This is a genomic window from Micromonospora sp. NPDC005174, from assembly GCF_040608495.1.
In the GTDB taxonomy this organism is placed as follows: domain Bacteria; phylum Actinomycetota; class Actinomycetes; order Mycobacteriales; family Micromonosporaceae; genus Micromonospora.
In genome coordinates this window covers 60992-72918 of record NZ_JBEXIJ010000035.1, presented here as the reverse complement: position 1 = coordinate 72918, position 11927 = coordinate 60992, and the positions used below count along the sequence as shown (strand labels likewise).

General features: G+C 73.1%; 10 protein-coding genes. 6 read left to right on the top strand and 4 right to left on the bottom strand.

Annotated features, from left to right (window positions below; translation table 11 throughout):
* Positions 1-92: 92 nt before the first annotated feature.
* The 3 genes from ABZU91_RS28255 to ABZU91_RS28245 all read right to left on the bottom strand — a co-directional run bounded on the left by ABZU91_RS28255 (position 93) and on the right by ABZU91_RS28245 (position 5283).
* A complete protein-coding gene (locus tag ABZU91_RS28255) occupies positions 93-2036 on the bottom strand; it encodes an ABC transporter ATP-binding protein (protein ID WP_355246772.1) in 1944 nt (647 codons plus the stop codon).
* 93 nt (positions 2037-2129) lie between these two features.
* The gene (locus tag ABZU91_RS28250) at positions 2130-3569 is read right to left on the bottom strand and encodes an ATP-binding protein (RefSeq protein ID WP_355246757.1); all 1440 of its coding nucleotides are present in this window, start codon (positions 3567-3569) and stop codon (positions 2130-2132) included.
* 55 nt (positions 3570-3624) lie between these two features.
* A complete protein-coding gene (locus ABZU91_RS28245) occupies positions 3625-5283 on the bottom strand; it encodes an FAD-dependent oxidoreductase (protein WP_355246754.1) in 1659 nt (552 codons plus the stop codon).
* Between the two features lie 147 nt (positions 5284-5430).
* Between ABZU91_RS28245 and ABZU91_RS28240 the strand changes: the two genes are divergently transcribed.
* The 6 genes from ABZU91_RS28240 to ABZU91_RS28215 all read left to right on the top strand — a co-directional run bounded on the left by ABZU91_RS28240 (position 5431) and on the right by ABZU91_RS28215 (position 11435).
* On the top strand, positions 5431-7680 hold the full coding sequence (locus ABZU91_RS28240) for a hypothetical protein (RefSeq protein WP_355246751.1): 2250 nt from the start codon (positions 5431-5433) through the stop codon (positions 7678-7680).
* Positions 7681-7705: 25 nt separating this feature from the next.
* Positions 7706-8197, top strand: a complete 492-nt coding sequence (smpB, locus tag ABZU91_RS28235; RefSeq protein WP_355246748.1) for an SsrA-binding protein SmpB — start codon at positions 7706-7708, stop codon at positions 8195-8197.
* Between the two features lie 115 nt (positions 8198-8312).
* On the top strand, positions 8313-8738 hold the full coding sequence (locus tag ABZU91_RS28230) for a TOBE domain-containing protein (protein WP_355246745.1): 426 nt from the start codon (positions 8313-8315) through the stop codon (positions 8736-8738).
* Complete coding sequence (modA, locus tag ABZU91_RS28225; RefSeq protein ID WP_355246742.1) at positions 8735-9529, top strand: molybdate ABC transporter substrate-binding protein; 795 nt, start codon at positions 8735-8737, stop codon at positions 9527-9529. Before ABZU91_RS28230 ends, modA begins: the two co-directional genes overlap by 4 nt.
* The gene (modB, locus tag ABZU91_RS28220) at positions 9526-10341 is read left to right on the top strand and encodes a molybdate ABC transporter permease subunit (RefSeq protein ID WP_355246739.1); all 816 of its coding nucleotides are present in this window, start codon (positions 9526-9528) and stop codon (positions 10339-10341) included. Before modA ends, modB begins: the two co-directional genes overlap by 4 nt.
* A gap of 26 nt (positions 10342-10367) precedes the next feature.
* Entirely contained in the window at positions 10368-11435 is a 1068-nt protein-coding gene (locus tag ABZU91_RS28215) for an ABC transporter ATP-binding protein (protein WP_355246769.1), read from the top strand.
* A 61-nt stretch (positions 11436-11496) separates the two neighbouring features.
* On the opposite strand, the gene ABZU91_RS28210 is transcribed toward ABZU91_RS28215, so the two are convergent.
* Complete coding sequence (locus ABZU91_RS28210) at positions 11497-11910, bottom strand: type II toxin-antitoxin system prevent-host-death family antitoxin (RefSeq protein WP_355246736.1); 414 nt, start codon at positions 11908-11910, stop codon at positions 11497-11499.
* Positions 11911-11927: the final 17 nt, after the last annotated feature.

Below are 11927 nucleotides of genomic sequence, written 5' to 3'. Positions count from 1 at the left end.
GGTGGCGCCCGACGACCACCTGCTCCACCGGGTGGGGCGGCCGGTGGGGGCGGGGGTGGAGGGCGGGGGGCGGGGCGCGCACACGCGGGGCGTTAGTGGGTGCGCGCTTCGTCGGTGTTGGCGCGGTAGCCGCTCGCCTGTAGTTCGAACAGCTCGCGGTAGAGGCCCCCGGCCGCCATCAGCTCGTCGTGGTTGCCCTGCTGGACGAGGCGGCCCCGATCCATCACGAAGATCCGGTCGGCGTGCCGGACGTTCGCCAACCGGTGGGTGATCAGGACGACCGCGCGGTCGGCTCGACGGCGCAGGTGCTGGAACAGGGCGTGTTCGGCGCGGGCGTCCAGGGCCGCCGACGGCTCGTCGCAGATCAGCAGGGCGGCGTCGCGGTAGAGGCCCCGCGCGGCGACCAGCCGTTGCCACTGCCCGCCGGACAGCTCGTGACCGTTCTTGAACTCCCGGTCGAGCAGGGTGTCGTAGCCGTGCGGCAGACCGACGATCATGTCGTGGGCGGCGGCCGCGTCGGCCGCCTCCTGCACGCTGGGGCCGGGGCGGTCGGGCGTACGGTCATGCCGGCCCACGCGGATGTTCTGACCCGCCGTGAACGGGAACTTCCAGTACTCCTGCGTCATCACGGCGACCTGCGCGCCGAGCGTACGCGGATCAAGCTCGGCGGCGTCGACGTCGTCCCAGCGGATCGTTCCGCCGGTCGGCTGGTAGAGCCCGGCGATCAGCTTGGCGAGGGTGGTCTTACCGGAGCCGTTCTCGCCGACCAGCGCGATCACCTCGCCGCGCCGGATCGCCAGGCTGACCCGGTCGACCGCAGGGGCGTCGGTGTCGGGGTAGCGCAGGCTCACGTCGCGCAGGTCGATCGTGTCGACACCGTCGACCGTCCGGCTGCCGCCGACGGGCACGCGCTCCTGCGCCCGGGTCAGGAAATCCCGGTAGTCCTGGTAGTAGAGGGCGTCCTCGTACAGCGAGTTGGTGGCGACGACCGCGACGCCCAGGCTGGTCCGGGCGGACTGGAGGGCGAGCAGGGCGGTGGCCGCGGCGGCGAGGGCGACCATGCCGGCGAGCAGCAGGCCGCCGAGCACCGCGTACACGCCGAAGGTGGCCAGGCCAGCCACGGTGGCGCCGGCCACTCGGGTGCCGGTCTGCGAACGCACCAGCCGCAGCTGGGCGCGGGTCTCGACGGCCATCACGCCCCGGTACTCGGCGAGCAGGAAGTCACGCATCTGGTAGGCGCGCACCTCGGCGGCGGTGTGCCGGTTGGCCATCAGGTGGGCGAGCATCCACATCCGCCGCCGTCGGGTGATCCGGGCGAGCATCGCCAGGTACTCCCGGCGGGCCATCCGTACGGCCGTGATCGCCTGGGGCACCGCCGCGAGCAGCAGGCACGGCAGCAGCAGCGGCTGGATGACGGTCACCGCGACGGCGGTGGCGAGCATCCCGACGACGCCGGTGACCAGGTTGACGGTGTGGTCGACGATCCACGCCGCCTCACCCATCCCCCGGTCGCGGACGCGGTCCATCTCCTCGGCGAACCCGGCGTCGTCGAACGCGGCCAGGTCCACCGCCGTGGTGGCCTCGAACAGCCGCAGCTCCACCTGGTAGTTGATCTGCGGGGTGAGCCGGGCCTGTGCCCAACCGGCGGCGATCGTCAGGCCGCCGCGCGCCGACACCGCCGTCGCGGCCACGATCAGCGCCGGCAGGGCGGAGCGCACCCGGTCCGGGGTCGGTCCGGCCGCGAAGAGTTCCCGCAGCACGCTGGTCGTGGCGAGCAGCCCGAAGGTCGTCATCACCCCGGCCGCGACGTTCAGGCCGATGGAGGCGAGAGTGTCCACGCGGTTGGTGGCCCAGGCCAGAGCGACCGCCTCACGCACCAACCTCGGCAGCCGCCGGGCCACTGCCCAGAAACTTGTGTGCGCGAACGTCTTCGCGTGATGCATCCAGACGGCGTCCTCCAGCTCCGGAAGCACGGAACCGTCGTCGAGAGGGTCGACCGGCTGGTCGTCGTGGGGCGCGGTACGCGGGCGGGCCATCGAGTCCACGGACGCTCCTCGGGGGGCGGGAAGCACGGACGCCGCCCGAGACTACTGCCCGCAACCGCTCGATGTCTGTAGGTAGTCGGCGTGTCAGGGCAGCGCGGCCACGTCCTCGGTGATCGGCAGCAGGACCCGGAAGGTGGTGTGCCCGGGCTCGGTCTCCACCCGGATGTCGCCGTGGTGCTTGTTGACCACGATCCGGTACGAGATGTCCAGCCCCAGTCCGGTGCCCGCCCCGACGGGCTTGGTGGTGAAGAACGGCTCGAAGATGCGGGGGCGCACCTCCGGCGGGATACCGGGGCCGGTGTCGGTGACCTCCACCGCCAGCAGGTCACCGACCTGCCCGGTGCGGACGGTCAACACCCCCTTCTCCCCCATCGCGCCCAACGCGTTGTCGATGAGGTTGGTCCACACCTGGTTCAGCTCCGCCGCGTACGCCGGGATGGGTGGGAGGCTGCGGTCGTACTCGCGGACGAGCTTGACCTCGGCGGGGATCTTGCCCTTGAACATGACGAGCGTCGCGTCGAGCAGGTCGTGCACGTCCACCACCCGGTGCGGCGCGCGATCGAGCTGGGAGTACTGCTTCGCCGCGCCCACCAGGCCCGAGATCCGGGTCACCGCGTCGCCGATCTCGCGCATCAACAGTTCGGTGTCGACGGTGTACGACAGCCAGCGCACCGCGGCCTCCAGGTCCGCCGGGCCGACGGCCGCCTTCACCTGGCCGAGCCACGCCGCGTCCAGACCGCCGGCGACCAGGATGGGTGCCAGGTCCCACGCGCCACCGACACCGTGCTCCTCCAGCCAGTCGGTGAGCAGGTCCTCGGCGTCGGCGGTGGCGACCGGGCTCAGCTTCGGCGCTGTCGCCACCCGGGCGACCGCCTCCTCCTGCAACGCGACCAGCCCGTGCAACGCCCGGCCGTCGAGCCGCCCGTCGGCGATCATCGCGAGCTTGTGCCGCATACCCGCTACCCGTTCGCGCAGCACCGACGTCGCCCGCACCGCCGCCGCGGCCGGATTGTTCAGCTCGTGGGTCAGCCCCGCCGAGAGCGAACCGAGCGCCAGCAGCCGCTCCCGCTCACCCACGATGGTCTGGCTGTCGCGCATGCCGAAGAACAGCCCCTCCAACAGGTGCATCGGCATCGGGAACCAGGACCGCAGGGCGTGCGCGAAGTCCTCCGCCGGCAGCACGAAGAACTCGGCGTCGACCACCGCGCGCAAGCTGTTGCGGTACGTCTGCTCGACCTGGTCACCGAGGTACGCCTGCGTGGCGCCGCCGTACACGCCACGCTGGTCGGTGCGGCTGACCTCGACGTCGTCCCCACGGACCTGACGGCTCAGCGACACCGCGCCGTGCAGCAGCACGAAGAAGCAGGTGGCAGCCTCGCCCTCGCCGTACACGAGGGTGCCACCGGCGCGCTGCTCCACACGGCCGTGCTCGGCCAGCCAGTCGAGCTGCGCGTCGTCGAGTGCCTCGAACAGGAACAGGTCACGTAGCTGCGCCGGCGTCAGCCGATCGGATTCGCTGGTCACGGCATCTCCTTCGTTCGCGACTGCGGGGCTCGCAAACCCGGCTCACTCCTCGCGCTCACTGGGCCTCCAGGTAACGGTGCACGAGCGACACGGCCATCGCACCCTCGCCGACCGCCGAGGCGACCCGTTTGACCGACTCGGCGCGGACGTCACCGGCGGCGAACACCCCCGGCACGCTGGTCTCCAGGTGGTAGGGGTCGCGGGACAACGACCAGCCGGCCGGGCGTCGACCACCGGCCAGCAGGTCCGGGCCCGTGACGATGAAGCCACGCCCGTCGCGCACGAGCACCCCGTCCAGCCACTCGGTACGCGGCTCGGCGCCGATGAAGATGAACAACCAGGAGGTGTCGACCGTCCGGCTCTGCCCGGTGCGGGTGTCGCAGAGGGTGAGCCGTTCCAGGTGGTCGTCGCCGGTCGCTCCGACCACCGCGGTGTGCGGGTGCACGATGATCTGGTCGATGCGCTCCAACTGGTCGATCAGGTACCGCGACATCGACGCCGTCAGGTCCGCGCCACGGATCAGCAGGTGGACGCGGGCGGCGTACCGGGAGAAGTGCACTGCCGCCTGGCCGGCCGAGTTGGCCCCGCCCACGATGTAGACGTCCTGGTTGACGCAGCTCGGCGCCTCGGTGGCGGCCGCGCCGTAGAACACCCCCCGACCGGTGAAGTCGGCCAGCCCGGGGGCGTCGAGCACCCGGTACGACACGCCCGTCGCCAGCACCACCGTGTGCGCGGCGATCTCGCTGCCGTCGCCGAAGCGCAGCAGCCGGGCGCCGCCGGCCTCGCTGAGGCCGACCACCTCGCGGGCGCTGAGCAGTTCCGCGCCGAACTTCACCGCCTGCCGGCGGGCCCGGTCGGTCAACTGCGCGCCGGAGACGCCGTCCGGGAAGCCCAGGTAGTTCTCGATCCGGCTGCTCTGCCCCGCCTGCCCACCCGTGGCCCGCCGCTCGACGAGCACGGTCCGCAGCCCCTCGGACGCGCCGTAGACGGCCGAGCCGAGGCCCGCCGGACCGCCGCCGATCACCACGAGGTCGTAGAAGTCGGACGCCGGCACCACTGTCAACCCGGCCAGCGCGGCCAGCTCGGCCTCGCTGGGGGCGACCAGCGCCTTACCCTCGGCGGTCACCACCAGGGGTACGTCCGCCTCGGTGGCCCCGGCCGCGTCGAGCAGCCGGGCGCCCTCGGGGTCGTCGGACAACAACCAGCGGTACGGCACGAGGTTGCGGGCCAGGAAGTCACGGACCTTGAACGACGGCGCCGACCAGCGGTGACCGACCACCCGGATCTCGGTGCTCGTCGCGTCCGGGGTGACCGACCACGCCTCCAGCAGACCGTCGACGACCGGGTACAGCTTCTCCTCTGGCGGGTGCCAGGGCTTGAGCAGGTAGTGGTCCAGGTCGACCACGTTGATCGCTTCGATCGCCGCGTCGGTGTCCGCGTACGCGGTGAGCAGCACCCGGCGGGCGGCCGGGAAGATGTCCATGGCTGCCTCGAGGAACTCGACGCCGGTCATCTCCGGCATTCGGTGGTCGGCCAGCAGCAGCGCCACCTGCTCACCGCGCAGTTTGACCTCCCGCAGCGCGTCCAGCGCCTCCGGGCCGGAGGCGGCGCGCAGTACCCGGTAGCGGTCGCCGTAGCGGCGCCGGATGTCCCGGGCCACCGCGCGGGACACCGCGGGATCGTCGTCGACGGTCAGGATCACCGGGTTTGCCATGGCGCCAATAGAACCACTTCCCGAGGTCGAATCGCACCACCGCGTGGGCAGCGACGCAGGCGTGACACGGTCCGGGACGGGTAAGCCGCGTCGCCGCGGGCGGCCGACGCCGTCGACCGCCGGCTGTCGCACACCTGCGGAGGGCCCATGGCGGACGCGTCGCCGACCGAGCCGACCGGTCGGATCGTGGAGCTGCGGGTGCACGGCGTCTCGGGCGCGGGCGCCGACCAGGTGCTCGACCGGCCGCACGTCCACCAGGTCGCCGGAGACCGCAGCGGCGGGTTCTACCGCCCTCGACCGGGCTACCCGGACTCGACCGGCACGGACGGCGTGACGCTGGAGGCGTACCGCTGGAGTGACCTGCCGTCCGGGACGGCCGTACGGACGCTGTCGCTGGTGTTCCTGCTGCCCTTCATGCTCTGCAACGTGGCGCTCTGGATGCGCCCGGCCAACGATTCGGCGAAGCACGCCGTCGTCGCGTTGGGTCGGGTGCTCGCACTCACCCTCACGATGCTCTACGTGCTGTCCATCGTCGGGGTGGCGGTGGACCTCGTCGCCTGGCGGTGCATGGGTACGCCGAGCTGCCTGGACGGACGCAACTGGCTGTCCTGGCTCGGCGGGCGTTCGCCCGGCGTACGCCTGGGCGTGCTGGCCCTGGTGCCGGTCGCGGCCATCGGGATCGTGTGGTGGCTGGCCGCCCGGCCGAGTCACTCGTTCGACGCCTTCCGCACCGGCGCGGTCCAGGAGACCTCCGTGTCGCAGTTGAGCGCGGTCGGCCAGTGGGACGGCACTCCGGTCGTGGGACGGCTGCGCTCGGTGCACGTCGCGGCGGCGTTCGCCACGCTGGACGGCAGCCTGCTGGCCGCCTGGGACAGCGAGAACTCGTCGTGGGCGCGGGCGGCCCTCGCGGTGGCGACGGGTGGGGTGCTGCTCGCCTGCCTGGTCCTGCTGACCTGGGTACGGGGCATGGACCAGACCAGACCGGTGCCCGGGTTGGAGGGCGTCACGCGCGGGCTCCGCACGATCGCCTGCGGCCTGACGATCCTGGTGATCGCGTACACCCTGGCCAGTGGCGAGCCCTGGCCGCACAGCGAGATGTTGCCCGGGTACAGCGCCATCGTGGCCTGGTTGTTCGTCAGCCAGACCTTCCTGCTGGTCATCCTCGCGGCGACGGTGCTCGGGGCGCGCGGCGGCGGACGGCGTGCCGACGGACAACGGCTCCCGCGGCTGCGCGCGCTGGGCGCGCCGGTCTTCGTCACGGTCGCCGCCGGTCTCGCGGTCGCGTTCTCCGCCGAGTTGGTCTACCGCGTGGCGGACGTGTTGGACCGCGACGGGCGGCAGATAGACCGGTTCGCGTTCGGCCCGCCACTGGCGTACAAATGGGCGATTTTCGGGTTTTTCCTGGCGGTGGCGGCGGCGGTGCTGGTGGGCGCGCTGGTCACGGTCGCGACCCGTGCCAGTCGGTGGCGGGCCGCGCGGGCGATCGTGGCCGCGGACTTCCCGGACGCGCCGCCGGAGGCGGCGACGCGGCTGCGGCGGGTCGAGCAGGCGGTCGCCCGAGCCCGGTTCACCGAACGCGTGGAACCCCTCGCCGTGGTCTACGCCGCATTCGCCGCGATCGGGCTGGCCACCAGCCTGCTCGGCCTGTTGCAGCTCTATCCCGGCGACCTGTTCCAGGCGTACCTCGGTGTGCCCGACAGCTTCGTCAACTTCCTCATCGGGGCGGGCAACTACGCGATCGCCGCGATCCTGATCGGGCTCGTGATCGGCGGCATCTTCGCCTACCGGACGGCCGGGTTCCGCCGGTACGTGGGCGTCCTGTGGGACCTGGGCACCTTCTGGCCCCGAGGCGCGCATCCCTTCGCGCCGCCCTGCTACGCCGAACGGGCGGTGCCGGAGTTGACCAAGCGGATCACCTACCTGGTGGACCAGGGCGAGGCGGTGCTGCTGGCGGGACACAGTCACGGCTCGGTGCTGCTCGCGGCCACACTGCTCCAACTGCCGCGGCGGGTCACCGACCGGGTCGCACTGCTCACCTACGGGTCGCCGCTGAGCCGGCTGTACTCGCGGCTGTTCCCCGCCTACGTCGAGACGCGGGTGCTGCGGGACATCGGCGAGCGCATCGGCTGGCGCTGGGTGAACCTGTGGCGCGACACCGACCCGATCGGTGGGTGGATCTTCGCCCCGCACCGGCCCGGGGACACCGCGACGCCGGCCGGGCCGGAGGCCGCGGTGGACCGCCGGTCGACCGACCCGCAGGGCGTCGTCCCGCCGCCCAGCGACAGCGTGCCGCCACCCATCCTCGCTCATCTGCCGTGCGAGTCGCAGGAGGAGTTCACGCAGGCGGTACGGGACCTGACGGCGCGCCTGCGCACCGAGCACCGGACGACGGGTTGAGGCGGCGGCCGGATATCGTCGCCGGGTGAGCCCGTCCCGACAGCCCGAACGCCGACTGATCGCGTCGAACAAGAAGGCGCGGCACGAGTACGCCGTGCTGCGCACGTACGAGGCCGGCATCGTGCTGGTCGGCACCGAGGTGAAGTCGCTGCGCGAGGGACGGGCGTCGCTGGTGGACGCGTTCGCGCACGAGCGCGACGGCGAGATCATGCTGTACGGGCTGCACATCGCCGAATACCGCTACGGCACGTGGACCAACCACGCGCCCCGCCGCAACCGCAAGCTGCTGCTGCACCGCTCCGAGATCGGCAAGATCCTCCAGGAGGTCCGCGAGGGCGGCGTGACGCTGGTGCCGCTGTCAATGTACTTCGACAACGGGTGGGCGAAGGTCGAGCTGGCCCTGGCCAAGGGCAAGCGCACGTACGACAAGCGGCAGACCCTCGCCGAGCGCGACGCGAACCGCGAGATCGCCCGGGAGCTGGGCCGACACCTCAAGGGTCACCCCCGCCGCCCCTGACCGGCGGCCCGGCCTGAGCCCGGCTCGCAACTGCGGCTGACAGCGCCTCTTCGACGCGCAGAATCAGCCCTCCTCGGCCCTGCGCCCTCGCAGATGCGGACGCTATGGTGGTCCGGTGACGACCTTCCGGATCGGCGCGGCGGCCGACCTGCTCGGCGTCAGCGCCGACACGATCCGCCGCTGGGTGGACGCCGGGCGGCTGACCGCCGGGCGCGACGAGCACGGCCACCGTGTCATCGACGGCGTCGATCTCGCGGCGTTCGCCCGGGCACAGGCCGCCGACCCGGACCCGGGCGTCGGGCTCTCCTCGGCCCGCAACCGCCTGCGCGGCATCGTGGTCGACGTCCGCAAGGACACGGTGATGGCACAGGTCGACATCCAGGCCGGCCCGTTCCGGGTCGTGTCGTTGATGAGCCGGGAGGCCGTGGACGACCTCGACCTGCGGGTCGGTTCGGTCGCCGTCGCCGTGATCAAGTCGACGACGGTGGTGGTGGAGCGTCCCGCGCCCACCGCCCCTTCCGGAGCGAGGGTGCACGGATGAGCCGTCGGGCCCGATGTGTCGCGGCGGCACTGGTGGTGGCCGTGCTGGCGACCGCCGGCTGCGATCGAGCCGGCGCCCCGGCAACCGGGGGTGACACCCCGGACGGTCGCGTCGCCGGCACGGTGACCGTGTTCGCCGCCGCCTCGCTGACCGGGTCGTTCACCCGCATCGCCAGGGACTTCGAAACCGCCAACCCGGGCGTCACCGTCACCCTCAACCTGGCCGGCAGCTCGGCCCTGGCCAACCAGATCACCCAGGGCGCCCCGGCGGACGTCTTCGCCTCGGCCGCGCCGAAGAACATGGCGACCGTGACGGACGCCGCCGAGGCCGACGGCACGCCGTTCGTCTTCGCCCGCAACCAACTGGTGATCGCGGTGCCCAGCGGCAACCCGAAGGGCGTGACCGGCCTCGCCGACCTCGCCCGGTCGGGAGTGAAGGTCGCGCTCTGCGCCGACCAGGTGCCCTGCGGCGCGGCGGCGCGTACCGCCCTGACCGCGGCCGGGGTCACGTTGACGCCGGTCACCCTCGAACAGGACGTCAAGGGTGCGCTGGCCAAGGTCAAGCTCGGCGAGGTCGACGCCGCCCTCGTCTACCGCACGGACGCCCGCGCCGCGAGCACCGACGTGACCGGCGTCGAGTTCCCCGAGTCGACACGGGCGATCAACGACTATCCGATCGTCGCGCTGAAGGGCGCGCCGAACCGGGCCGGCGCGCGGGCCTTCGTCGCGTACGTCCGCTCGGCGTCGGCACAGGCGGACCTCGCCGAGGCGGGGTTCCAGGCGGCTTCGTGAACCTGGTCCGCGATCACACCACTTCCCGACGACGGAGGCGGGTGCCGGCGGGGCTGCTGATCCCGGCCGGGCTGGGCCTGCTCTTTCTCGTCCTGCCGCTGGCCGGGCTGGCGGTCCGGGCGCCGTGGACGACGCTGCCGCAGCGGCTCACCGCGCCAGGGGCGTTGACGGCGCTGCGCCTGTCGGTGCAGACCGCGACCCTGGCCACGCTGCTCTGCCTGCTGCTCGGGGTACCCCTGGCCTGGCTGCTGGCCCGGGTCGAGTTCCCCGGCCGGCGGCTGGTCCGCGCCCTGGTCACCGTGCCGCTGGTGCTGCCGCCGGTGGTCGGAGGCGTGGCGCTGCTGCTCGTCTTCGGCCGGCGCGGGCTGCTCGGCGGCTGGCTCGACGCCACGTTCGGCATCACGCTGCCCTTCACGACCGCGGGCGTCGTCCTGGCGGAGGCGTTCGTCGCCATGCCGTTCCTCGTCATCGCCGTCGAGGGCGCGTTGCGCGCCGCCGACCACCGCTACGAGGAAGCCGCCGCGACGTTGGGTGCCAGCCGGTGGACCACCTTCACCCATGTCACGTTGCCGCTGGTGGCGCCCGGGCTCGCCGCCGGTGCGGTGCTGTGCTGGGCGCGGGCGCTCGGCGAGTTCGGGGCCACCATCACCTTCGCCGGCAACTATCCGGGACGTACGCAGACGATGCCCTTGGCCGTCTACCTGGCGCTGGAGACCGACCTGGAGTCCGCGATCGTGCTCAGCCTGGTGCTGCTGATCGTCTCGGTGGGCATCCTGGCCGCGTTACGGGACCGCTGGATGGCTGCTCCGTGACCACGCCGCCGCCGGACGACCGGCCCGTGACCACGCCGCTGCTGGCGGCCCGGCTGGTCGTCGACCGGGGCGACTTCCGGCTCGACGTGCCGCTGCGGGTCGAGCCCGGCGAGGTCGTCGCGTTGCTCGGACCGAACGGGGCGGGCAAGACCACCGCGCTACGTGCCCTGGCCGGGCTGCACCCGCTCACCGCCGGTCACGTCACCCTCGGCGGTGTCGACCTGGACCGGCCGGCGACACGCGGGTGGGTGCCGACCGAGCGCCGGCCGATCGGCGTGGTCTTCCAGGACTACCTGCTCTTTCCGCACCTCAGCGCGCTGGACAACGTGGCCTTCGGGCCACGCCGGCATGGCGTCGACCGGAGAGCGGCGCGGGCCACGGCCCAGGACTGGCTCGACCGGGTGGGCCTCGCCGACCAGGCGCGCCGTAAGCCCCGCCAGCTGTCCGGCGGGCAGGCGCAGCGTGTGGCGCTGGCCCGCGCGCTCGCCGTCGGACCGTCACTGCTGCTGCTCGACGAGCCGCTGGCCGCCCTGGACGCCCGTACCCGCCTGGAGACCCGCGCGGAGCTGCACCGTCACCTGGCCGCGCACCCGGGCGCCACGGTCCTGGTCACCCACGATCCGTTGGACGCGTTGGCGTTGGCCGACCGCCTGATCATCGTCGAGGGTGGGCGCGTCGTCCAGGAGGGCGACGGCCCGAGCGTCACGGCACGCCCGCGCACCGACTACGTGGCGCGCCTGGTCGGACTGAACCTCTATCGGGGGCGGGCCGAGGGCCACGGGGTACGTGTCGCGCCGGAGCTGACCCTCAGCGTGGCCGACCGGCTCGACGGCGACGCGTTCGTCGCGTTCCGCCCGGCGGCGGTGGCCCTGCACCCGTCACGGCCCGAGGGCAGCCCTCGCAACACGTGGGCGGGGACGGTGACCGGCGTCCAACGACACGGTGACAACGTGCGGGTGCAGGTGGACGGGCCGGTCGGCGTCGCCGCCGACGTCACGCCGGCCGCGGCGGCCCAGCTTAGGCTGATTGCTGGCCAGCGTGTCTGGGTGGCGGTCAAGGCGACCGAGACACACGCCTACCCGGCCACGACCTGACGCTGCCGCCGCCTCGGCTTCGATGTGTTCGCGGCGGTGTCGGCCTGCGGCGCGCGGGTGGTCAGTCGGCGAGCAGGCCGGCGTGCGCGGCGCGCAGCCGAGCCAGCGCCGGGTCGCTGCCCGGGACGACCCGACGGTCCAGCTCGGCCCACACCTCGGCCAGCGCCGCGCGGACCGCGCCCAGCTCGGCGGCGTGCCGCTGGCTGCTGCGGCGGTGCTGCTCGTCGAGGCGGCGGGCCCAGCCGGCGGTGACCGCGGCGAGCCGGTCGGCGTCGGCGCGGGCCTGGGCAGCGCTGCGGGCCGCGGCGGCGGGAACGATGGCGGCGACCGGGCGGGGATCGCCGTCGCGGGTGACGACGGTGACCGCGTCGGTCAGCTCGGCCAACGCGACGAGCTGGCTGAACCGGGTGCGCGCCTCACGCAGCGGCACGGAGCGCGGCGGGTCGGGATGCGGGGTGAGCGCGGGGATGGCCATGAATGGATGGTGCCGCC

Excerpts from the sequence above, each read along its gene's own strand:
- ABZU91_RS28255 (WP_355246772.1), bottom strand. The coding sequence starts at position 2,036 with ATGGCCCGCCCGCGTACCGCGCCCCACGACGACCAGCCGGTCGACCCT.
- ABZU91_RS28245 (WP_355246754.1), bottom strand. The coding sequence starts at position 5,283 with ATGGCAAACCCGGTGATCCTGACCGTCGACGACGATCCCGCGGTGTCC.
- ABZU91_RS28240 (WP_355246751.1), top strand. The coding sequence starts at position 5,431 with ATGGCGGACGCGTCGCCGACCGAGCCGACCGGTCGGATCGTGGAGCTG.
- modA (WP_355246742.1), top strand. The coding sequence starts at position 8,735 with ATGAGCCGTCGGGCCCGATGTGTCGCGGCGGCACTGGTGGTGGCCGTG.
- ABZU91_RS28210 (WP_355246736.1), bottom strand. The coding sequence starts at position 11,910 with ATGGCCATCCCCGCGCTCACCCCGCATCCCGACCCGCCGCGCTCCGTG.